Here is a 21,800-nt window from a genome sequence, read left to right as displayed (position 1 = left end):
TTCTTGGGTTACAGCAGAATACCGGCCAGCGAAGCAGACAGGTAAGAAGCCAGCGTACCGCAGATAAGGGCTTTCACACCCAGTGCGGCCAGGTCTTTCCGTCTTTCCGGTACCAGCTGCCCAATACCCCCCACCTGGATAGCAATGGAGCTGAAGTTGGCGAAACCGCACAGCGCAAAAGAGGTAATCAAAAGGGTTTTTGGGTCTAGGCTGCCTTTCATAGCCGTTAAGTCTAAGTAGGCCACAAACTCGTTGATCACAATCTTGGTCCCCATTAAGGAACCCGCCGCGAACATATCCTTGGCCGGAACGCCCATCGCCAACGCGAAAATGGAGAAGATACTGCCTAGAATGCTTTTCAGGCTCAGGTGCTCTAACTCAATCCCGATGCCGTCCAGAGACAAGCCCAGACCGGCCAGGAAAGAACCCACAAAGCCCAGGAAGTAGTCAACCAAAGCCACCAACGCGATGAAGCCCACCAGCATGGCTACCACGTTCAAACCTACGCGCAGTCCGTCTGAGGCTCCGTGCGAGATAGCGTCTACCAGGTTGGCGTCCTGTTTCTTCACTTCAATGCCCACTTTCCCTTTGGTCTCGGAAACTTCGGTCTCAGGGAAAACAATCTTGGAGATCACCAACGCACCGGGCGCGGCCATCAAACTGGCGGCAATAAGGTACTCAGCAGGTACGCCCAGGGCAATGTACACGGCCATTACGCCCCCGGCAATACAGGCCATACTACCCGCCATTGAGGCCAGCAGCTCAGAGTTGGTCATGGTAGGCAGGTACGGCTTAATCATGATCTGCGCTTCTACCTGGCCTACGAACACGCTGGCCACGTTAGATACGGCCTCGCTGCCGCTCACGCCCATCAGTTTGTGCACTCCGCGGGCCACAACGGAAACAATCCGCTGCATAAGGCCAATGTGATAGGCAATGCTCACCAGAACCGCCACAAAGATGATGGTAGGCACAATCTTGAAGAAGAAGATTACGTCATTGCCCACGCCGAAGGCCCGGTCCATTTTCTCTTTGTTCACCAGCGCCCCGAACACGAATTCGGCGCCACGGTCTGAGAAGCTCAAAATCTGGGTGATGTAATACCCCAGTCGCTCAAAAATCATTTGCCCAAACGGGACTTTCAGGATAAAGAAGGCCAGACCCACCTGAAGCAAAAGCCCCACGGTCACCAGCCTCATGTTAATGGCTTTTCGGTTATTGGACAGCAGGTACGCAATGCCAAGGATCAGGACGATGCCTATTAAGCCGGTAAAACGGTTCATAAAGGAGTTGAAAGAATTAAAAAGATTTGATTGAGACACTTTGCGGCGCGGCCCACCGGTAATTGGTTGTTCCCGAGAAGTCGCGACACATTAGCCAATCCGCCCGGTTGGGCATTCAGTTCATGCTGAAGCAAGAGTGGATTGGCCGGTATTTTCACAGTTTTAGGAAAAGGCGTAGTGTGATCAGTTGTGATTAGGTTCGTTTACGGAGAAACGCAATGAAACATTCCCTTTCCTGGTCGCCTTTTTCAGGGTGCCGGGAATTATCTGGCTATCAGAGCGGAAGAAGGTGCCAGCAGTCTGTTGAAAGCTTGTTTCTTCCGGCATCAGTTTATGCCTAAAATCACAAAAAGAGGCTGTTTTCCCGCTCCTCAAAGAAAGCTCTGAGGCGGCAACAGAAAGTACCTGAATTTGGGAGAAAGGAAAGGGGCAGGCCAACGGAAAAGGAAAATCAACCACCGCAAACTTCTGAGGGAATGCTGACGGGATGGCCTTGGTGTATTTCATGTCTACAAAAATAATGATATTTCTGATTACAAAGGCTTTACTCGCCAGATTTATGTTTAAACATGGGTAGGAACAGGTTTACAGCGAGGGACTTACGGTGGAGACGCGGCTCTTCTGCAGTTCTGAGCTGTGAGGGAGAGAATCACCGGGTTCTTTTTTGGGGCCGTTTTCTGGAAGGGAGTTGAAAACAGCAGGAGAGGTCGCTCGCCCAACGGTGACTCAATCTTCCGTTTCCTGCCTGAATTTCCTAAATGGGAAGGAAACTAGCCGCCTTTGATTGGGCTGTGGCTGAGCCCTCAGGCAATCCAATTCTGGGGTTGTTAGGATTTCTCCGTAGATTTCCGTTCTTTATAGAAACAATTTTTCAATTATGAGTAGTAATACAACGCAGCTTCATCGGTCTTTGGGGCTCCGCTTGGTAGTGGTAGTGGTGATCGGGAACATCATCGGGTCTGGGGTGTACAAGAAAGTGGCGCCTATGGCCGCCGAGCTCCATTCGCCGGGCTGGGTGCTGATCTGCTGGCTTTTAGGCGGGATTATCACTCTTTTTGGGGCCTTAAGCAATGCCGAGGTGGCCGGTCTGCTCGCCGATACAGGCGGCGAATACGCCTATTACAAACGCATCTACAACCGCTTTTTCGCTTTTATCTACGGCTGGTCACTGTTTACTGTGATTCAGACGGCGGGTATTTCGTCGCTGGCCTACGTGTTTGCGCAGTCTTTGCACAGCCTGGCCGCGGTGCCGCCGTTGCTGCCAGAGTTAGCCGATGTAAGCATTGCGGGCGTTTTCTATCCCTTCGCCGATTTCAACGTGAAACTCACGGCTATTCTGCTCATCATTTTCCTGACCTGGATCAACAGCCGGGGCGTGAAGGCGGGAGCCGGCCTGAGCACCGCCATTCTCATTCTGGTGTTCATCGGGATTGGCCTCATCATCCTCTTCGGGTTGGGAAGCGGAAACGCCGACCTCAGCCGCAGTTTTGATTTGCAGACCTCCAACAATCAACCGGTTTCGTTCAGCGCGGTGTTTGCGGCCATGCTCTCGGCGTTCTGGGCGTACCAGGGCTGGGCTTCGGTGGGATTTGTTGGCGGCGAAATCAAAGATCCGCACGTGAACATTCCGCGCGGTATCACCATTGGCGTGTTTACCGTGATCGCTATTTACCTGTTGGTCAACGCCACATATCTGGCGCTGCTGCCCATTCAGGACATTGAGGGCATTTTCAAAGCCGGAAACCAGATTGCCGCCATTGAGGCCGTGAAAAGCTTCTGGGGCAACGGAGGCGGCTTTTTCATCTCCATCCTGATTCTGGTGACTACCCTGGGCTGTACCAATGCCACTATCCTGGCCAGTTGCCGCACCTACTTTGCTATGGCGCGGGAAGGCCTGTTCTTCCGGAAAGCCGCCAACCTGAATCAGGCGCAAGTACCCGCCAACTCCCTGGTGTTCCAGTGCGTGTGGGCCTGCGTGCTGGTGCTCTCCGGTACCTTTGACCAACTCACCGATATGATCATCTTCGCGGTGTTCATCTATTATGGCGCCACTACGCTGGGCGTGTTCATCCTGCGCCGCAAAATGCCCGATGCGCACCGTCCGTACAAGGCCTGGGGTTACCCGGTGGTGCCGGCCATTATGGTGGTGTTCTGCGTGGCTTTGTTCTTCAACACCATATTGGTTCGTCCGCGGGAAGCGGGAATTGGTATGGTGCTCATGCTTACCGGTTTTCCCATGTACTGGTGGTTCCTGAAGAAAAACCTGGTGGGCCAGAAAACCCCAGAGGAAAAAATTAACGCTTAGATTAGGCGATTAGCTTCAATCAGAGGAAATGCTGAGTTGAAGTTCATTAGGGGCATTATCCACAAAAGCGAAACCTCCGTTTAGGACCTGTTTTCTGAAAAACAAGCCCTAAACGGAGGTTTCGCTTATTATAATAGGACAGTTGACAGGTTTAGTGCAGAGTGCGTCTTTTCACCATGCCGCCATCGGTGTCATCAATGCTTTGCTGGATCAGGAAGGCTTCCGGGTCAATAAGCTTTACTTCCTTGCGCAGGGCGGGGATCTCCAGGCGGGTGACCACCGTGAAAATGATATCAATCTCCAGGTTATCGCCCCGTTTCCCGAAGCCCCGCTTGCCCTGGTAAATGGTCACGCCGCGGCCCAGTTTCTCGGTGATGGCCACCCGTATCTCCTCGCTCATGCGGGAGACGATGGTCACGCCCGTGTACTGCTCAATGCCGTGCAGCAGGAAATCAATCATCTTGGAGGCCGAGAAATACGTCAGGATGGAGTACATGGCCACATCCATGCCCAGGAAAAAGGCGGCGGTGCAGAAGATGATGATGTTGAGCAACAAAATGACGTCACTCACTTTCATCAAAGGATTCACCTTGCTCACCAGCACGGCCGCTACCTCGGTGCCGTCCAGAACGGCTCCCCCGCGCATGGCCAACCCAATCCCCAGCCCAATGAACACTCCCCCAAAAATGGCCGTCAGCATCTTGTCAGACGTAATCTCCGGGAAAGACACAACCGCCAGACACACCGATAGCCCCACAATAGCCGAGGCACTCTTGATGGCAAACACCCGGCCCACGTAGCGGTAGCCCATAAAAATGAAAGGCAGGTTGATGACCACGATCAGCAGGGAGAGCGGTATCCCGAAGAGATGGGTAATGAGCATGGAAATGCCCGTTACTCCGCCGTCAATGAAGTGGTTGGTCAGCAAAAAACCTTTCAACCCCATACCGGCCGAGAGGATGCCTAATAAGATAAGGGGAATGTTCTTGAGTTCTGCTCTGACATCTATGTGATGGGCGGCGGTGGAAAGCATGGGCGGCGAAAGTATCTGGTGAAGGCTAACCTTGAGAGGTGCTCAATGAGCAAGATACTAAATATAGGGTTTTATCTGGCACAATCCTGTTCGCGCAGGACAGAAAATGCCCAGGCCCGTTTTAGGGGTATTTCCAGGAAAACAGGTTAAAAATGATCTGTATGGCAATGAGATAGCGGTTATGCTGCCAGTCTTGCTTGTAAAACGGGAGAAAACCACCCGAAAGCCAGAGCTGGTTTGGCGACAGGCCCAGAAATTTTTAACTTTACAATAATGCTGTACCGGGTACTCAGATATATAAAATCACCTTTCAAATTGCCCCTGATGGGGGTGATGCTGCTATGGGCACTCACGATGCCGGGGCAGGAGGTAGAGGTTTATAAATTTCTGCTGAGTTTCACCACGGGCAAACCGGCCCCGGGAAGTTCAAGCCTGAAAACAGGGGTGGGCCACTCAGATACTCCCAAGGTGCAGCAGGAGGCGGTTCACGCCTTCCCAGATGCCAAACCCGCCAAAGCGCCTCTCCTGAAATTGTTCCCTGCCGTGCAGGGCAGTGCCTCAGAGGGGTTCATGCCCTTGGTGTTAGCGTTTTCCCTGCCCTCTCTCCTGAATTTCCCGTGGGAGGTTGTAGCCCAGGAAAAACTTCTTCTCTTTTCTCTTCAGCCCAACGCCCCTTAGATTCCCAGAATCCCTGCGGAAAACCTGAGGCGGATGCCTTTTTTGTGCCGGCGTAAAACGCTGGTGCCTGCACTTGCCGCTTCCTTTACGTTTATGGCCTGTTCTGCGCGTTTCTGCGCAAAACCGTGACCACCGACTACTATTAGGGAGTAATCTGCTCCTGCCTTGCTCCATTGTTTCTAAACCAAGGAAAGGGAGCTCTTCCCGCTATTCGAATACCAAATTCCAGCAAACCTGATGCTGCCTGCTGCCTTGGAGCGAGCGGTTGAATTTCCTTTACACTTGTTCATATATGACGCATTTACCACATCTTGTGACGGATCTGGGACTGATACTGGGGGCTGCCGGTCTCACTACCCTTATCTTCAAAAAACTGAAACAGCCCTTAGTCCTGGGCTATATCATAGCGGGCTTACTGGTGGGGCCCCATTTTTCCCTTTTCCCTACCATTATAGAAATAGAAAACATCAACATTTGGGCCGAGATAGGCGTGATTTTCCTCCTGTTCAGCCTGGGGTTGGAATTCAGCTTTAAGAAACTGGTGAAGGTGGGCGGAGCCTCGTCCATCATGGCTTTGATAGAAGTGGTGGTCATGCTGCTGCTGGGCTATCTCACCGGGCAGATTCTGGGCTGGTCTACCATGGACAGCATCTTTCTAGGCGGAATCCTTTCCATCTCCTCTACCACCATTATCATCCGCGCCTTTGATGAACTGGGCGTGAAAACCCAACGCTTTGCGGGTCTGGTGTTTGGGGTGCTTATTGTAGAGGATCTGGTAGCCATCTTGCTGCTGGTGCTGCTTTCCACGTTGGCGGTTAGCCAGCAGTTTGCCGGGGCAGAGATGCTGGAAGCAGTGCTGAAACTTGCTTTCTTTTTGATGCTCTGGTTTCTAGCCGGAATTTTCCTGATTCCTACCTTTCTGCGCAAGACCAGCAAACTCATGAATGATGAGACCTTGTTGATTGTCTCGCTTGCCTTGTGTCTGCTCATGGTGATCCTGGCGGCTCAGGCAGGTTTCTCCCCGGCATTGGGCGCTTTTATCATGGGTTCTATCCTGGCCGAGACCACCAAAGCCGAGAAAATTGAACACCTTATTGCCTCCGTCAAGGATTTGTTTGGCGCTATCTTCTTTGTGTCTGTGGGTATTTTGATCAATCCCTCCATGATTGTGACCTATGCTGGTCCCATTGCTCTCATCACGCTGGTGACGTTGGTGGGGAAGGCCGTGAGTATTACGGGCGGCGGGTTGATTTCCGGGCAGGGCGTGAAGACCTCAATTCAGTCAGGGATGAGCGTGTCGCAGATTGGGGAGTTCTCCTTTATCATTGCCACGTTGGGCCTTACCTTGAAAGTAACCAGTGATTTCCTGTATCCGGTAGCGGTAGCGGTTTCAGCCATTACCACCTTCACCACCCCTTACATGATCAGGCTGGCAGATCCCTTGTACCGCTTTGTGGAAAGGGTTTTACCAGAGAAATGGCAGAAGTCTTTGAATGAGTACAGCTCCGGCACGCAAACCATCTCCACCACCAGCGACTGGAAACTGGTGTTAAGATCTTATCTGATAAACCTGGTGGTGTACTCCGTGGTCATCATCAGCATTGTGCTTTTGTCTGACAGATACCTGAATCCCTTTATCACCCAAAATGTAGTGGAGGGCAACCTGGGAGACATCATCACCACCGTGATTACCCTGGTGGTGATGGCGCCGTTTCTCTGGGCTTTGGCGGTGCACCATCCGCAGAAAGAGGCACAAGGCCGCATCTGGGCCAACCGGAATTATAGAAGCCTGGTCATTGTGTTGGGTTTTGCCAGAATAGCCATTGCTGTTCTTTTCATTGGTTTCCTGCTAAACCAGTTCTTCTCGGTGCAGCTGGCGTTTTTGGTGGGGCTTGTCATTATGGCGTTTATGGTCTTCTTTTCCAAAAGAATACAGCGGTTCTACATCCGGATTGAGAACCGGTTCCTAAGGAATCTCAATGCCCGCGAAATTCATGAAGCCGCCAAGATGCACCATACGCTCACGCCCTGGAATGTGCATCTGACCAGCTTTGACGTGGCGCCTGAGGCCAGAGTGGTAGGCAAATCGCTTCTGGAGTTGCAGATAAGGGAGAAGTACGGGGTAAATGTGGCCGTGATTGAGCGAGGAGACCGTACGATCATGGCACCTACCCGTAACGAACAACTGTTCCCGCATGACAAACTCTATGTTTTTGGTTCTGAGGAACAGATTGAAGCGTTCCGGAAGTTTATCCAGGCCAGAAGTACCTCGGGGCAAGACAGTGAGCGGGAGAATGTGAGTCTTCAGAAGCTTCAGTTAAAAAACAACTCCGCTTTGTTGAACAAGTCAATCCGCCATTCAGGCATCAGGGAGAAAACCAAAGGGTTGATTGTGGGCATAGAAAGAAAAGGGGAAAGAATCCTTAATCCAGATTCTGAGTTGGTGTTTCAGGAAGGAGATATCGTCTGGATTGTGGGTATTCCTAAGCTGATCAAATCGCTGGAAGAAGGACCTGCGCAAGCTGTTCCTGCCTGGGAATAAACGTGAATATCATTGTTCAATGGAATTCTACCCAGCTGTTTGTCTGGAATGAACAGCCATTGCTTTTTCAATTCTGACCTGGTTCAGGAAAAACAGGGTAAAAACGCTTACAACCTAACGCCCGGTTCCATGGTTTTGGGGTGATTGATGGCTGATCCATTGAAAGTTGTATCAAACAAAAAGGCCGGACTAACAAGTCCGGCCTTTTTGTTTGATGTATAAGCAATCTGTTAGCCCGCAGTAACGGCTGGTTTCACAGCTACCAGTTTCTCTTTGTCCACGTTAGTAGTATCTACTACAATTGGCGCGGCAATGAACAGGGTAGAGTAAGTACCGGTCAAGGAACCAACCAACATCGCGAAAGAGAAACCTCTCAGGGTCTCACCACCGAACACGAAAAGGATGATCACTACAAGCAATACCGTTAAGTTGGTAATGATGGTACGGCTGAACGTGCTGTTCAAGGCTGGGTTCACCAGGTCCCGGAACTTCATGCGTGGATTCTCAGTGGTGTATTCCCGGATACGGTCAAACACTACCACGGTGTCGTTGATGGAGTAACCAATGATGGTCAGGATGGAGGCGATGAACACCTGGTCCATCTCAAAGGAGATACCGAACAGGTTAGCGATGGTGAAGGCAGAGAATACCACCAACACGTCGTGGATCAAGGCAACTACCCCGCCCAAGCTGAACTGCCAGCGGCTGAAACGCACCGCCAGGTACAAGAAGATACCCGCAAAGGCCAGCAATACCGCAACAAGGGCAGTCTTCTGGATGTCATCGGCCATGGTGGCGCCCACTTTAGAAGAGCTTACAATTTGCGGGTTCTGGTTCTGGTATTCTTTCAGACCCTGCACCAAAGCGGCTCTTACGGTTTCGTCAGCCTGGGTTGACTCATCTTCGGCAATGTAGCTGGTGGTTACTTTCAGACGGTTGGCAGCACCGTAGGTTTTCACCTCTGTACCGGCACCTTTGAACTCGTCATCCAGCGCAGAACGTACGTCAGAAGCAGGAACCGCGCTGTTGAAGTCTACTACGTAAGAACGGCCACCTTTAAAGTCAACGCCCAACGGCAACTCGCCTTTGATGAACACCGCCACAATACCGAACAGAATGAAAGCAATAGAGAACATGTATGCTTTCTTGCGGTTGCCCAGGATATCGAACTTGATGTTTTTGAACCAGTTTCTGGAAAGCGGCGTCTCCAGGGAGATTTTGCTGGTTTCTTTGCCTTTGGTCATCCACTCAATCAGCAGACGGGATACGTAAACGGCTGTGAAGAAGGAAGTAGCAATACCAATCATCAGGGTGATGGCGAAACCTTTCACCGGACCTGAACCGAAGAAGTACAGGATAATACCGGCCAGCAACGTAGTCACGTTAGAGTCAAAGATGGAGCTGAACGCTTTGCTATACCCTTTCTTGATGGCTTCGCCCATGCTCATGCCGCCATGCAACTCTTCTTTGATACGCTCAAAGATCAGTACGTTCGCATCCACAGACATACCCATGGTCAATACCATACCAGCAATACCAGGCAGGGTAAGGGCAGTACCAAACTGCGCTAGGATACCAATGATGAAGAAGATGTTGAAGAACAGGGCAATGTTAGCTACCAGACCACCTTTGCTGTAATAAGCAAACATGAACAGTACTACCAGACCCATACCGGCCAAAGAAGAAAGCAATCCTTGGTTGATGGCTTCCTGACCCAAAGACGGACCTACAATGGCTTCTTCCACAATACGGGTAGGAGCTGGCATTTTACCGGCTTTCAGGATGTTGGCTAAGTCTTGCGCTTCTTCAATGGTGAAAGAACCAGAGATAGAAGAGTTACCACCGGCAATCTCGCTTTGTACCACTGGGGCAGAGTACACATAGTCATCCAGCACAATGGCTACCTGACGACCAATGTTGTCACCAGTTAAACGCTGCCATTTTTTGGAACCAGCGGCGTTCATGCTCATGGTGATCTCAGGACGGCCTTGCTGATCGTAATCCTGACGGGCATCGGCAATGTACTCACCAGTCAAAGGAGCTTTGCCATCGCGGCCTTTTTTCACGGCATACAGTTCCAGGAACTCAGCACCGTCGTTAGACACAATCGGTTTCACACCCCACAGGAACTTCAGGTTCTGAGGGAAGATGGCACGTACTTCTGGTTTCGCAAACAGGGCGTTTACTTTAGCGGTGTCACGTACGTTAGTGCCCAAGCCATTTGGCAGGGTGGTGAACAGACGCGCTAACAGTGAGCTTTGGTTAGGGTTGATAGAGTCTTTCTTGGCAGCAGCGCTATCGGCTGGTTTGCTCAACTGAGCAGCCAAGGCAGAAGTATCGGCACCGGCTGCGTTAGCCAGTGTTTTAGTAGTATCAGTTGCAGCAGAAAGGGCAGAAGCACCGGCGGTGTTGCCTTTCAGTTTGTTGGCTGCTTCTTGTTTTACCAGGTAATCGTTCAGCTGCGTGAAGTAAGGTCCGTACTCCTGTATGCTCCAAACTTCCCAGAACTCCAGGTTAGCAGTACCTTGTAACAGTTTGCGCACACGCTCTGGGTTGTCAACGCCTGGCAGCTCAATCTGGATACGGTTGGTACCTTTCAGGTGCTGGATGTTAGGCTGGTTCACCCCGAATTTATCAATACGGGTACGCAGGATGTTGAAGGAACGGGCTACCGCATCGTCAACCTCTTTGTTGATGACAGCCAGTACCTCTTTGTCAGTTGAATTGTAGCTCAGGGTACGGGTGGTGCTGTTCGCGAAAAGAGAAGCCAGTTTCGCGTTTGGCTGAATCTCGCGGTAGGAGTTGTAGAACAGGTCCACAAAGTTCTGCTGGCTGGTGGCCTGCAGTTTCTGAGCACGGGCAAGGGCCTGCTCAAACGCAGGGTCTTTGCGGTTGCTGGCCATCGCGCGGATGATTTCCACCGGAGAAACCTCCAGCGTTACGTGCATCCCGCCTTTCAGATCAAGGCCAAGACCCAGTTCGCTTTCTTTTACTTGTTGGTAGGTATACTCAGCGCCCAGGAAGTTGAAAACCGGTGCTTTCCATACCGAGTCTATGTAAGACTGTCTTCTGTAGTGGTCTACGTTGCCTTTGGCATCAGTGGCAAACGCAGTTGCGTCTTTCTCAACGCCTCTGGAGACCAGCGAGAACGATAAATAGTACAAGCACAGCGCCGATACTATAACCGTCAATACTAGGATAAAACCTTTGTTACGCATTGGTGATGAATAGATGAATAAAAATAAGAATGAATGATATAGAGGTAAAAACCAACCGATGGATGTCTCTCCCGGACTAAAAAAAGCCCGCTAGAAGTACCAGGGTTAGTCAAAGGAAATGCAAGTATTTTCCGGAAAACAGGCTTAAAACGCGTTTTATCCGGAGATGCCCGTCAGGGTGCGTTGGGCGAGATGGGCAGCGTAGCTACCTGCTGGAGCAGGAACGCCCAGTAAGGGGTGCCCAGTGAGGTTTTTACCACTTGTTCCACCGGCGCCGCAAACGTGAGGCGGGGGAACGTGGTAGGTTCTGCCAGTTGGAGATCTACAAAGGAAGTGGTGGCCTCAAAAGAGACTTTTTGTTTCACCACTGATGAATCCGCATCACGGCCCTGCTTAGAGACCGCGGTTTGCTCAGCCGGAGAGGCCGTTGCGTGGGCATAGGCCGGCAAGGCTCTATGGTTCACGGTAAGCACCAACAGCAAGGCAATGCTAGTGCATAGCAGTCGCCAATTACGTTGTATGTAGTGCCTGGGTTTCATCTCTATAAGCAAAGGTAGAGGATTCTTGAAATAAAACAAAAGCCTCTGCTGAGGGTTGAACAGCAGAGGCTTTTGATAAGTGCCCTTTCAGAGGTAAAAAGGTTATTTTTTGATTTTAGAGTTGAGATAGGTCACTAATACCTCTAACCCCCGGTCAAAGTGCCGGTTGTTGGGGATGATAATATCGGCATCGTTCTTGAACGGTTTTATGTACTTCTCATACGTAGGCGCCACGTGGTTGGTGTAGCGGTACAGCACATCGTCCAGGTCATAGCCACGCTCCACTTTGTCTCTGATGATACGGCGCTGCAGCTTGATGTACTCCTTGGCGTCTATGTATACTTTCAGGTCCAGAAGCTTGGCTACCTCCTCATAATAAAACACGAAGATTCCTTCCACCACCACAATAGGGGCCGGCTTGAACTCCAGCTGACGCGGGATCACATTGGGGTTGTTGAACGTGTACTCTTTGCGGTAGACCGTTTCCCCTTTGCTCAGTTGATAGATGTCATGGGCATACGCCGCGCTGTCTATGGAAGAAGGCAAATCAAAGTTGAGAACACCGTTGTCATCTTTAATCTGTTTCTCGCGGTCGTGGTAGTAATTGTCCTGAGAGATAAGGCATATTTCCTCAGGTGCATACGAAGCCAGTAGTCTGCTCAGAAATGTGGTTTTTCCTGAGGCGCTCCCTCCCGTAATTCCTACAATAAATGGCTTTTGATGCATAAATGCGTATGGTTTACGGGGTGCAAAATTAGCCAATTGTATGCATGTTGCCTAACACCTATTCAAAAGAATTTGCTCAGGTACCGGTTTGCACGTAACGGTGTTGCAGAAAGGAAACCAGTTGCTGAACGGCCCGGCCGCGGTGGCTGATCTGGTTTTTCTCCTGGCTCTCCATCTCGGCGAAAGTACGGTCCTGCCCCTCGGGCACAAAGATGGGGTCATAGCCAAAGCCTTTCTCGCCGCGCGGGGCCTCAATAATATGACCTTCCACAATGCCGTCAAACAGGTGCTGCTCGCCTTCCTCCAGAATCAACGCAATAGAGGTCCGGAACCGGGCCTTGCGGTTGGTCTGGCCCTGCAGCTTCTCCAAAACCTTCTGCATGTTGGCCTGGTTATCACGCTGCGGGCCGGCGTAGCGGGCAGAGTAAACGCCGGGTTCGTTGCCCAGGGCTTCCACCTCCAGGCCGGTGTCATCGGCGAAGCACATTACACGGTATTTCTGCCACACGTAAGACGCTTTCTGCAGGGCGTTGCCTTCCAGGGTGTCCTGGTCTTCGGCAAGTTCCTCGGTGCAGCCCAGAGCTTCCAGGCTCACCACTTCAAACGGAGGCCCCAGCAGTTGCTGGATTTCCAGTAGTTTATGGACGTTGTTAGAGGCAAAGCAGATTTTCATAGTATAAAGTAAGATAGTAAGGACCGGCAATGATACTACGGCGCAACGGCAGTTCAAAGGTGAGTTTAACCCTAAAATTTGCTTTATCTGAGCTTCAGTAGGTTTTATAAGAGAACCGATTCAGGATTGTGTCCTTCTTTTTCCGGAGCAAGCCGTGCGGTTATTTCTGGGGAGGGAGACAACTCCGCTACGTTTTTAATAGGTCATCAGGCTTTTTGATGTAATTTTGCGCTGCTTTCAGGGCTTCTCTGAGAAAACCACGGGGAGGCGGCAAGGGCAACATGCTTGTTTTTGCGCAGTTTCCGGGTTTTTAGCCTCTTTCAAGGAAAATAGCTCCAAAACATACGTGATGTTTGGTCGCAGAAGAGGGCTTGTGAGAGTTTGGTTCTGCTTTGTCAGAACAAAATGAACCTGAGCATAGAGCGTTAGGAGACAGGTACCTGCGTGTATCCTGCCTTATTGTAGCAGCGTAGTATGGTTTCCGGCTATGCATACCTGGCATACTAAGAACTGTAAATTTAGGTGCCGATGAAGAAATTAAGATACTAGATGAAATTCCATAATGGTGACGAAAAGCCGGTAAAAAGGGCCCGGACGCAGGTAATCTCCAAAAGATTAGACGGCGTGTTCATGGAGCTGCAGAATATCGCTTCGTTTATCGGCCGTTTTTTCCGGGAGGTGTTCATGCCGCCCTATGAGTTCAAAGAGATCATCAGGCAGTGCTTTGAGATTGGCGTAAAGTCGCTCCCGCTCATTTCCCTTACCGGGTTTATCATTGGGATAGTGTTCATGAACCAGTCGCGGCCTTCGCTGGCCGAGTTTGGGGCCACCTCCTGGCTGCCTTCGCTGGTGTCCATCGCCATTGTGCGTGCCCTGGCTCCGCTGGTAACGGCCTTGATAGGCGCGGGCCGCATCGGGTCCATGATCGGGGCTGAGTTGGGCTCCATGAAGGTGACCGAGCAGATTGAGGCCATGGAGGTATCGGCTACCAACCCGTTTAAGTTTCTGGTGGTCAGCCGCATTCTGGCTACCACTTTCATGATTCCGGCCCTCATGATGTATACCACGTTGCTGGCTCTGCTGGGGGCGTTCCTGAACGTGAACGCCAACGAGGGAACCACGTTTACCACTTACTTCACCCAGGTGTTTGACGCCATCGTGTTCCTGGATATTTTCTCCTCCGTGACCAAATCGGCTTTGTTTGGGTTTACCATTGGCGTGGTAGGATGCTACAAGGGCTATCATTCTTCAAAAGGAACCGAGGGGGTAGGCAAAGCGGCCAATTCTTCCGTAGTAACAGCTATGTTTTTGGTGTTTATTGAAGAGTTGCTGTCTCTGCAGGTGATCACGGCGCTCCGTTACCTTTAAGAATTTACGCGATGAAGGAGACAAAACCCGTTATAGATAGAAGTAACTGCGTCATCAACATCAGAGGACTGGAGAAATCCTTCGGTGACCTGGATGTGTTGCGGGGCGTGGACCTGGATCTGTACAAAGGCGAGAACCTGGTGGTGCTGGGCAAATCGGGGACCGGGAAATCAGTGTTGATCAAGATTATCTCCGGTTTGCTTAAGCCCGATACCGGTACGGTGAACGTGCTGGGGCAGGAGGTGCCCAAGCTGAAAGGCCGGGAACTGGACCAGCTGCGCCTGAAAATCGGCTTCTCTTTCCAGAACAGCGCCCTGTATGACAGCATGACCATCCGGAAGAACCTGGAGTTCCCGCTGGTGCGCAACCGCCGTGATATGACCCGGGCCGAGGTAGACCGCATGGTGGAGATTGTGCTGGATGCCGTGGGGCTTTCCCAAACCATCAACCAGATGCCGTCAGAGCTATCCGGCGGGCAGCGGAAACGGATTGGCATTGCCCGTACCTTAATTCTGCAGCCCGAGATCATGCTGTACGATGAGCCTACCGCCGGTCTGGACCCCATTACCTGTATTGATATCAATAACCTGATCAACGAGGTGCAGGCCCGTTTCAATACTTCCTCTATCATCATCACCCATGACCTCACCTGTGCCAAAACCGTGGGCGACCGCGTGGTGATGCTCCTGGACGGTAAATTCCGCCGGCAGGGAACCTTTGAAGAAGTCTTCAACACAGATGATGAGCGGGTGAAACTATTTCATGATTACAATTTCATAGACTAAATGAGTGCAGCAGAAAACAAACGAGCCGTTGTTGTTGGAGTATTCGTGTTTTTGGCGCTGGTGATCCTGGTGGCCGGCATCTTTATCTTAGGAGGCCAGCAGAAACGGTTCACCAAAACCATTCAGGTGACTGCCATTTTCGATGACGTGACTGGTTTGAAAACAGGAAACCAAGTGCTCTTCTCCGGGGTGCGGGTAGGTGTGGTGAAGAGTATTGCTTTTGAGGGACCTTCAGAAGTGGCCGTTACCATGGACATTACCGAGGAATCGCAGAAATATATCCGCAAAGACGCCAAGGCCCGCATTGGCTCCGAGAGTTTGATCGGGAACAAGGCCATTGTTATTTACGGCGGAACTCCCCAGATGCCCGTGATACAAGCCGGAGAACGATTAGGGACCGAAAAGCAGCTGAGCACCGAGGATATGATGGCCACCTTCCAGGAAAACAACAAGAACCTGGTAGCCATCACCACCGATTTCAAAAAGCTTAGCTCAGGTCTGGCCAACGGGGAAGGTCTTGCCGGGGCTCTGCTCACCGATGACCAACTGGCCCAGAATTTCCAGGCTATTCTGGCTAACCTGCAGAAAACCTCGGCCACCAGTATGCGCGCCAGCCAGGCCCTGGCCCAGTTCTCCAACAAGCTGAACACAGAAGGCGGCCTTGCCGATGAAATCCTCACCGATACAGTTACCTTCAACCGCCTGAGAGCCACCATGACGCAACTGGAGCAGGTAATGGCTACCGCAAACGAGATGACCGGCAAACTGAACCGAACCACCGACAAGCTCAACAATAACAACAACGCCGTGGGCGTGCTGCTGAACGATCAGGACTTTGCCCTGGACCTGCAACTCACCATGCAGAACCTGGAAGCCGGCACCGATAAATTGGATGCTACCCTAGAGAGCCTGCAGCACAGCATTCTGCTCAACGGTTTCTTCCGCCGCAAAGCCAAACGTGATGCCCGCCAAAAGGAACGCGAACAAGAGCGCCAGGAACGGCTTCAGAAATTAGAGGAAAAGCAGAACCAGAAAAAGCAGCCTGCAAACAAATCAACCACGTTGCAAGCCCCTGCAGATACCGCTAATACAGCTGAATAAACGAAGGATCAGCTAAAACAGAGGCCTCAGGAAGTCATTCTTTCTGAGGCCTCTGTTTTTAGGTTCGTTTTGGTAAGTCAGGCAAAATTCAAGAAGCTAGCGTCTCACGGCAGTTACAAACTGCCATTATGGTAGGTCCAAGTCACAGACTTGAACCATGGAAGGAAACTATCAATGCCTCTGCAACTTTCTCTTATTCCAGTCTTTCCGTTGAGCGCCTTAGCAGGTTCCGGTGCCGACAGGCATTGCGACTGAAAGGAGCAAAGGAAGCTGGTACAGCGCGAGGCGGGAAGACGGGGCCTCGCGGCCGTGAGCGCATACCGCTACCTATGCAAAGAGCCGCCCATGAATCCATAGACAAGCGGCAAACCGCTAGCATCAGCAGACCACAAGAGCATCTCTCCGCAAAAAGCGTTTCAGGGCTATTTCTACAAAATGAGCCCTAAAGCAGATAAGCATTCCATTCTTCTCCACTCCACACCACCCTGATATGCTCATGCAAGGTGGTTGCCAGGGAGTAGCCGGTGTAGGTGGCTGAGATAGGATACTGCGGATGGTGGCGGTTGATCAGCGTGGCGATCTCCAGCTTTTTGCAGCCTTTGTCCAGGAACTCGCGCAAGGTGTACGCCAGGGTTTTACCGGTATTCAGCACGTCGTCTACTAGTACCACCGGCGTATTAGCCAAAGAAGAAAGGGCAGGCTCTATCTGGATGTCGTGGGTGAGGGGTTCGGTTTTATGCAGAGAAACCCCCGCTAACTGAACCTGCAGCGGGGAGATTTCCTGTAGCTCACGGGCCAGGGTTTGGGCCAGGAAGTAGCCGTTCTCGTGGATACCGGCCAGCACCAGTTGCTTTTCCTCAAAGTTTCGTTCATAGATTTCAAACGCCATGCGCTTGATTTTCTGAAGAATCTGATGATGATCCAGGATGCGGTTCTCTGTTGTTAAGACCATGGGGTGTTGCTGTTTCCGGGCCAATTTACCGAAATTATCAATAAACCAGCTAGGCAACGCTGCCTCACCCTAAATCGTAAAATATTTTTGAGGCAAAGGTTTTAATTCTGAAGCAAATGCCTTAATTTTGCAGTCCTATTCCAGAAATCCGTAGTTAAAATATAGAATAATGAAAAAGGACATCCATCCTGAATACAGAGAAGTAGTTTTCCAAGATACTTCCAGCGATTTCAAATTCATCACGCGTTCAACTATGAACTCAAATGAAACCATCACCATGGAAGACGGTAAAACGTATCCAGTTATCAAGGTGGAGGTTTCTTCTGCTTCGCACCCATTCTACACCGGTAAAAACATCTACGTGGATACTGCCGGACGTATTGACAAGTTCAAGCAGCGTTACAAGAAATAAGCTAATTTCACGGTTAGCCGTATAGAAGTCTTCCTGAGTTTTCAGGGAGACTTTTTTCATTTTCCACCCTATGAACATTATCCTCTTCGACGACCCCACCCTGCGGGCCAACCTGTTGCCGCTTACCTTTACCCGGCCGGTGGCCGAGATCAGGATCGGGATCATGACCATTGCCGAGAAATGGCGTCTTCTTTCCGGTGAGTTGGTTTCTTACCTGGCAGAAGGGTATCTGCAGGAGAAATTTGGGCAGCACATTGATGGCGGCAAGAACCTGTACATTAACGGAGCCATTTGCCCCACGCCCGAGTTGCTGGAGACCATCCGGCAATTGCCCGTGGGTCAGCCCCTGTACTATGACAGCCTGCTGATAGCCCTGAACGCCGATAGCCTGGAGTTCAGAACCGTTGCCGAGCTGTATCAGCACAATACTTCTCAAAAGGCCCGGATAGAAGTACCGGCGCACACGGTGATCCGGCAGTTGTGGGATATCTTCAAGCAGAACGGTCCGCAGATCCGCGAGGACTTCAAACTGGTGACCAAAGGTCGGGTGAGCCAGCCTGTTTCAGACCCGCACACGGTGGTGTATAACGCGCAGGACATCTTCATTGAGGAAGGGGCCTCGTTCAAAGCCGCTATTCTGAATGCCGAGAGCGGACCCATTTACATCGGGAAAAACACCCAGGTGCAGGAAGGAACCGTGATCCGGGGGCCGTTTGCGCTTTGCGATGAAAGCATCATCAACATGGGCGGCAAGATGCGCGGCGACGTGACCATTGGGCCGTTCTGCAAAGTGGGCGGCGAGATCAGTAACTGCGTGTTCTTCGGGTATTCCAACAAAGGCCATGACGGGTTCATGGGCAACTCGGTAGTAGGGGAGTGGTGCAACTTCGGGGCCGATACTAATACCTCCAACCTCAAGAACAACTACGCCAACGTGAAACTCTACAGCCACGCCCAGGAGAAAATGGTGGACACGGGGCTGCAGTTCTGCGGCCTCATCATGGCCGATCACGCCAAGAGCGGCATCAATACCATGTTCAACACCGGCACGGTAGTGGGCGTGGGGTCCAATGTGTTTGGGGGAGGCTACCCGCCTAACTTTATTCCATCGTTCACCTGGGGCGGCGTGAATGCGCAGGAAACCTTCAAGCTGAACAAGTTCTACGAGGTGGCCGAAGCGGTGCTAAGCCGCCGCGGATTGTCTGTGACCGATGTGGATCGCAAGATTTACAACCACATCTTTGAAGAGACGAAGCGAAGCCGTAGCTGGGAAACCCAACCGGAGACAGCTACCATTAAATAAAAAAGTACTTTCGGCGGCGGCTCCTCCTTTTTGTGGCTATTTTTCAGAAAATAGAGCAAAAACGGGGAGCCGCCGTTATCTTTACAGAGGAATTGGCCTGAATACCTCGGCCAGGCCCTTACATCCCGAATCTTTTACCTTTACCCGTGCAGTTTTCCCAGATTTACGGACATCAGGAAACCAAGCAACTGCTGCTGAACTCAGTGAAGTCGCAGCACGTGGCCCATGCTCAGTTATTCTTAGGCTCAGAAGGAAGCGCCAACCTGGCACTGGCTTTGGCCTATGCCCAATATTTGAACTGCGAAGACCCGCAGCCCCAGGATTCCTGCGGGGTTTGCTCCAGTTGCAACAAGATCAGCAAGCGCATACACCCGGATCTCAACTTTGTGATGCCCGTCACCAAAGTGAAAGACCAGGATGCGTTGAGCAAGAACTTTGTGGCCCAGTGGCGCGCTTTCCTCGCGGACAGTCCCTACCAAAGCCTCAACGACTGGATGCAGTTCATTGGCGCCGAGAACAAGCAAGGTACCATTCCGGTAGGCGAAAGCCGTGAGCTGGTGCGCATGACGTCGCTCAAAGCGTTTGAGGCCAAATACAAAGTGATCGTGATCTGGTTGCCTGAGCTCATGAACGCCAGCGCCGCCAATGCCCTCCTGAAATTGCTGGAGGAGCCGCCCGCCGCTACGGTGTTTTTGTTGGTGAGCAACGCCTCAGACAAGATCATGCCTACCATTCTGTCGCGGACGCAGCTGGTGAAAGTGCGTGCCTTCACCGAGGCCGAGGTCATCCAATACCTGCGGGAGCAGTTTCAGGTAGACGAGGAGCGGGCGTACCAGGTGGCGCAACTCGCGGAAGGAAATTTACAGTTGGCCCGGGTCCTGAGCCAGGAAATGACCTCCGACTACTTCACATTTTTCCTGAGTTGGATGCGCCTGTGCTACAACCACAAGTTTGACGGCGTGCTGGAGCAGAGCGAGGACTTCCAGAAGCTGGGCCGCGAGAACCAGAAGAACTTCCTGCAGTTTGCCCTGGGTTTGCTGCGCAAGGTGCTGCTGTACGGGGTAGACCAGGAATTAATCACGTTTTTACCGGCGCCGGAGTTGGATTTTGTGCAGAAGTTCGCCAAGCTGATCCACCAAGGGAACGGCGCGCAGCTGGCGCAGGAACTCAACGAGGCGCATTACCACATTGAACGGAACGCGCACCCCAAAATCACGTTCCTGAATACCTCCATCCAGATTGCGCAGCTAATCCGGCCGGTTGCTTAACTTTAGAGAAAATGGAAACAACAGATACTACGTCTCCCATCCGCATAGGCACCCGCGGCAGCCGTCTGGCGCTGTGGCAAGCCCATCACGTAGCCGATACGCTGCGGGCCAACGGCATGGAAGTGGAGATCATCACCATCACTACCAAAGGCGACATCGTCTTAGACAGATCCTTGGATAAAATTGGGGCCAAGGGCGTTTTCACCGAAGAATTGGAAGAAAGCCTCAGAAACGGCGCCATTGACATTGCCGTGCACAGCGCCAAAGACGTGCAGTCCACCATCCCCGATGACCTGGAACTGCTGGCCTTCATGGAGCGCGAGAAAGTGCATGACGTGGTCATCTCCTTTGATCCACTGTTCAAACTGGGAGAGGGGCAACAAGTGATCGGTACGTCTTCCACGCGCCGCCGGTCGTTGCTGAAGCGGTTTTACCCCAACGTGATCACGTCTGAGTGCAGAGGAAACCTGCAGACCCGCATCCAGAAACTCAAAGACGGACAATACGATGCCATTCTGCTGGCCTATGCCGGGGTTTCCCGCATGCAGTACGACCACATGATTGCGCAGCACCTGCCGCTGGATACCTTCGTGCCGGCCGCCGGTCAGGGCAGCGTAGCCATTGAGTGCGCCAAAAGCCTGCCGCTGGAGCGCAAACTCAACCTGAAATTAGCCCTGGACCACAAGCCCACGCACCTTTGCCTTCTGGCCGAGCGCGCCTACCTGCGCACCATGGAAGGCGGTTGCAGCATTCCGTCCTTCGCTTTGGCAACTATCGAGGGCGATAAACTTACGTTGAGAGCCGGAATCATCAGCTTAGACGGCGAAGGCCTGATTGTGGAGGAAATGACCTCTCCTTCTGATCAGGCCGAAGCCATGGGCGAGCAACTGGCCCAAACGGTGCTGAGCAAAGGCGGCGACCGCATTTTAAAATCCATCAGAGAAGAAAGAGTATAACGCCCGTTTTGGGCCTGTTTTATAGAAACTACATGAAAAGAAGCCTGTTCCTGTTCGCTTTGCTGGTGCTGTTTAGCACGGCCGGTATGGCGCAAAAGAAAAGCAAGAAAGACTACTTAATCACCATCGCTACAGACCAGGGAACCATCCGGTTAGTGCTGTTTGAAGACACACCCAAGCACCGCCAGAACTTTCTGAAACTGGTGGATGACAAGTTTTACGACGGCACTACCTTTCATCGGGTCATTGATGATTTCATGATCCAGGGCGGTGATCCCAACTCCAAAGACAGCGACCCTACCAATGATGGTGCAGGCAACCCGGGCTATACCATCCCCGCGGAGATTCTGCCTAACCACAAGCACATCTACGGAGCTTTGGCCGCGGCCCGTTTGGGTGGCCCCATGAATCCTGAAAAGGAATCCAGCGGCTCGCAGTTTTACCTGGTAGAGAACCACGAAGGCGTTCCGTTTCTGGACGGGGAATACACCGTGTACGGACAAGTGATAGACGGATTGGCGGTGATTGACAAGATTGCGGAGCAGCCCAAAGACTACCGTGACCGGCCCACCACCGATGTAAAGATGACGGTAACGGCCAAAAAGACGAAGAAAAAGAAAATCACCGAACTATACGGTTACCGTTACGAAGACTAATC

Annotated in this window: 19 protein-coding genes; 11 read left to right on the top strand and 8 right to left on the bottom strand. The window is 51.7% G+C overall.

Translation table 11 applies throughout. The features are described 5' to 3' along the window. Nucleotides 1–8: 8 nt before the first annotated feature. Nucleotides 9–1,283 (bottom strand): NupC/NupG family nucleoside CNT transporter, encoded by a 1,275-nt coding sequence (locus tag JT719_RS08860; RefSeq protein WP_207432541.1) that lies wholly within the window; start codon nucleotides 1,281–1,283, stop codon nucleotides 9–11. Between the two features lie 183 nt (nucleotides 1,284–1,466). Continuing rightward, the gene (locus JT719_RS08855; RefSeq protein WP_207432539.1) at nucleotides 1,467–1,790 is read right to left on the bottom strand and encodes a hypothetical protein; all 324 of its coding nucleotides are present in this window, start codon (nucleotides 1,788–1,790) and stop codon (nucleotides 1,467–1,469) included. Between the two features lie 370 nt (nucleotides 1,791–2,160). Between JT719_RS08855 and JT719_RS08850 the strand changes: the two genes are divergently transcribed. After that, on the top strand, nucleotides 2,161–3,588 hold the full coding sequence (locus tag JT719_RS08850) for an APC family permease (RefSeq protein ID WP_207432538.1): 1,428 nt from the start codon (nucleotides 2,161–2,163) through the stop codon (nucleotides 3,586–3,588). Nucleotides 3,589–3,739: 151 nt separating this feature from the next. Here JT719_RS08850 and JT719_RS08845 read toward each other — a convergent pair whose 3' ends face one another. Further along, nucleotides 3,740–4,621 carry a YitT family protein gene (locus JT719_RS08845; protein WP_207432537.1) on the bottom strand — a complete coding sequence of 294 codons (882 nt, stop codon included), beginning with the start codon at nucleotides 4,619–4,621 and terminating at the stop codon, nucleotides 3,740–3,742. A 273-nt stretch (nucleotides 4,622–4,894) separates the two neighbouring features. Here JT719_RS08845 and JT719_RS08840 point away from each other — a divergent pair, with 273 nt between their 5' ends. Together JT719_RS08840 and JT719_RS08835 are read left to right on the top strand one after the other, a co-directional pair. Further along, nucleotides 4,895–5,299, top strand: coding sequence for a hypothetical protein (locus JT719_RS08840; protein ID WP_207432536.1), 405 nt, complete (start codon nucleotides 4,895–4,897; stop codon nucleotides 5,297–5,299). A 292-nt stretch (nucleotides 5,300–5,591) separates the two neighbouring features. Further along, the gene (locus JT719_RS08835) at nucleotides 5,592–7,841 is read left to right on the top strand and encodes a monovalent cation:proton antiporter family protein (RefSeq protein ID WP_207432535.1); all 2,250 of its coding nucleotides are present in this window, start codon (nucleotides 5,592–5,594) and stop codon (nucleotides 7,839–7,841) included. Nucleotides 7,842–8,071: 230 nt separating this feature from the next. Here the strand turns inward: JT719_RS08835 and secDF are convergent, their stop codons facing one another. The 4 genes from secDF to JT719_RS08815 form a co-directional block, all read right to left on the bottom strand. Then, nucleotides 8,072–11,059: a protein translocase subunit SecDF gene (gene secDF, locus JT719_RS08830; protein ID WP_207432534.1), complete on the bottom strand. Its 2,988-nt coding sequence runs from the start codon at nucleotides 11,057–11,059 to the stop codon at nucleotides 8,072–8,074. 173 nt (nucleotides 11,060–11,232) lie between these two features. Further along, nucleotides 11,233–11,598, bottom strand: a complete 366-nt coding sequence (locus JT719_RS08825; protein WP_207432532.1) for a hypothetical protein — start codon at nucleotides 11,596–11,598, stop codon at nucleotides 11,233–11,235. A gap of 102 nt (nucleotides 11,599–11,700) precedes the next feature. Next, nucleotides 11,701–12,324: a uridine kinase family protein gene (locus JT719_RS08820; protein WP_207432530.1), complete on the bottom strand. Its 624-nt coding sequence runs from the start codon at nucleotides 12,322–12,324 to the stop codon at nucleotides 11,701–11,703. Nucleotides 12,325–12,400: 76 nt separating this feature from the next. Beyond that, complete coding sequence (locus JT719_RS08815) at nucleotides 12,401–12,997, bottom strand: non-canonical purine NTP diphosphatase (RefSeq protein ID WP_207432528.1); 597 nt, start codon at nucleotides 12,995–12,997, stop codon at nucleotides 12,401–12,403. A gap of 630 nt (nucleotides 12,998–13,627) precedes the next feature. On the opposite strand from JT719_RS08815, the gene JT719_RS08810 reads away from it, so the two are divergent. From JT719_RS08810 to JT719_RS08800, 3 genes are read left to right on the top strand one after another with little or no spacing between them, the layout of a single operon-like run. Further along, entirely contained in the window at nucleotides 13,628–14,365 is a 738-nt protein-coding gene (locus tag JT719_RS08810; RefSeq protein WP_423227975.1) for an MlaE family ABC transporter permease, read from the top strand. Nucleotides 14,366–14,376: 11 nt separating this feature from the next. Continuing rightward, nucleotides 14,377–15,150: an ABC transporter ATP-binding protein gene (locus JT719_RS08805; protein ID WP_207432524.1), complete on the top strand. Its 774-nt coding sequence runs from the start codon at nucleotides 14,377–14,379 to the stop codon at nucleotides 15,148–15,150. Continuing rightward, nucleotides 15,151–16,251, top strand: a complete 1,101-nt coding sequence (locus JT719_RS08800) for an MlaD family protein (RefSeq protein WP_207432522.1) — start codon at nucleotides 15,151–15,153, stop codon at nucleotides 16,249–16,251. It abuts the gene before it with no gap. Between the two features lie 442 nt (nucleotides 16,252–16,693). On the opposite strand, the gene JT719_RS08795 is transcribed toward JT719_RS08800, so the two are convergent. After that, nucleotides 16,694–17,203, bottom strand: coding sequence for a phosphoribosyltransferase family protein (locus JT719_RS08795; RefSeq protein ID WP_207432520.1), 510 nt, complete (start codon nucleotides 17,201–17,203; stop codon nucleotides 16,694–16,696). A 169-nt stretch (nucleotides 17,204–17,372) separates the two neighbouring features. Here JT719_RS08795 and JT719_RS08790 point away from each other — a divergent pair, with 169 nt between their 5' ends. The 5 genes from JT719_RS08790 to JT719_RS08770 all read left to right on the top strand — a co-directional run bounded on the left by JT719_RS08790 (nucleotide 17,373) and on the right by JT719_RS08770 (nucleotide 21,798). Then, the gene (locus tag JT719_RS08790; RefSeq protein WP_207432519.1) at nucleotides 17,373–17,615 is read left to right on the top strand and encodes a type B 50S ribosomal protein L31; all 243 of its coding nucleotides are present in this window, start codon (nucleotides 17,373–17,375) and stop codon (nucleotides 17,613–17,615) included. A 70-nt stretch (nucleotides 17,616–17,685) separates the two neighbouring features. Then, complete coding sequence (locus JT719_RS08785; protein ID WP_207432518.1) at nucleotides 17,686–18,918, top strand: GlmU family protein; 1,233 nt, start codon at nucleotides 17,686–17,688, stop codon at nucleotides 18,916–18,918. Between the two features lie 146 nt (nucleotides 18,919–19,064). Continuing rightward, on the top strand, nucleotides 19,065–20,186 hold the full coding sequence (holB, locus tag JT719_RS08780; protein ID WP_205504042.1) for a DNA polymerase III subunit delta': 1,122 nt from the start codon (nucleotides 19,065–19,067) through the stop codon (nucleotides 20,184–20,186). 11 nt (nucleotides 20,187–20,197) lie between these two features. Continuing rightward, on the top strand, nucleotides 20,198–21,142 hold the full coding sequence (gene hemC / locus JT719_RS08775) for a hydroxymethylbilane synthase (protein WP_207432517.1): 945 nt from the start codon (nucleotides 20,198–20,200) through the stop codon (nucleotides 21,140–21,142). 32 nt (nucleotides 21,143–21,174) lie between these two features. After that, nucleotides 21,175–21,798: a peptidylprolyl isomerase gene (locus JT719_RS08770; protein WP_207432516.1), complete on the top strand. Its 624-nt coding sequence runs from the start codon at nucleotides 21,175–21,177 to the stop codon at nucleotides 21,796–21,798. Nucleotides 21,799–21,800: the final 2 nt, after the last annotated feature.

The organism is Sabulibacter ruber, assembly GCF_017355955.1.
Lineage (GTDB): Bacteria > Bacteroidota > Bacteroidia > Cytophagales > Hymenobacteraceae > Nibribacter > Nibribacter ruber_A.
The sequence above is the reverse complement of the archived record's forward strand: the minus strand, read 5'-3'. Positions and strand labels throughout refer to the sequence as shown.

Coding starts and splice junctions, on each gene's coding strand:
- JT719_RS08860 (WP_207432541.1), bottom strand. CDS start 1,283: ATGAACCGTTTTACCGGCTTAATAGGCATCGTCCTGATCCTTGGCATT.
- JT719_RS08855 (WP_207432539.1), bottom strand. CDS start 1,790: ATGAAATACACCAAGGCCATCCCGTCAGCATTCCCTCAGAAGTTTGCG.
- JT719_RS08850 (WP_207432538.1), top strand. CDS start 2,161: ATGAGTAGTAATACAACGCAGCTTCATCGGTCTTTGGGGCTCCGCTTG.
- JT719_RS08845 (WP_207432537.1), bottom strand. CDS start 4,621: ATGCTTTCCACCGCCGCCCATCACATAGATGTCAGAGCAGAACTCAAG.
- JT719_RS08840 (WP_207432536.1), top strand. CDS start 4,895: ATGCTGTACCGGGTACTCAGATATATAAAATCACCTTTCAAATTGCCC.
- JT719_RS08835 (WP_207432535.1), top strand. CDS start 5,592: ATGACGCATTTACCACATCTTGTGACGGATCTGGGACTGATACTGGGG.
- secDF (WP_207432534.1), bottom strand. CDS start 11,059: ATGCGTAACAAAGGTTTTATCCTAGTATTGACGGTTATAGTATCGGCG.
- JT719_RS08825 (WP_207432532.1), bottom strand. CDS start 11,598: ATGAAACCCAGGCACTACATACAACGTAATTGGCGACTGCTATGCACT.
- JT719_RS08820 (WP_207432530.1), bottom strand. CDS start 12,324: ATGCATCAAAAGCCATTTATTGTAGGAATTACGGGAGGGAGCGCCTCA.
- JT719_RS08815 (WP_207432528.1), bottom strand. CDS start 12,997: ATGAAAATCTGCTTTGCCTCTAACAACGTCCATAAACTACTGGAAATC.
- JT719_RS08810 (WP_423227975.1), top strand. CDS start 13,628: ATGGAGCTGCAGAATATCGCTTCGTTTATCGGCCGTTTTTTCCGGGAG.
- JT719_RS08805 (WP_207432524.1), top strand. CDS start 14,377: ATGAAGGAGACAAAACCCGTTATAGATAGAAGTAACTGCGTCATCAAC.
- JT719_RS08800 (WP_207432522.1), top strand. CDS start 15,151: ATGAGTGCAGCAGAAAACAAACGAGCCGTTGTTGTTGGAGTATTCGTG.
- JT719_RS08795 (WP_207432520.1), bottom strand. CDS start 17,203: ATGGTCTTAACAACAGAGAACCGCATCCTGGATCATCATCAGATTCTT.
- JT719_RS08790 (WP_207432519.1), top strand. CDS start 17,373: ATGAAAAAGGACATCCATCCTGAATACAGAGAAGTAGTTTTCCAAGAT.
- JT719_RS08785 (WP_207432518.1), top strand. CDS start 17,686: ATGAACATTATCCTCTTCGACGACCCCACCCTGCGGGCCAACCTGTTG.
- hemC (WP_207432517.1), top strand. CDS start 20,198: ATGGAAACAACAGATACTACGTCTCCCATCCGCATAGGCACCCGCGGC.
- JT719_RS08770 (WP_207432516.1), top strand. CDS start 21,175: ATGAAAAGAAGCCTGTTCCTGTTCGCTTTGCTGGTGCTGTTTAGCACG.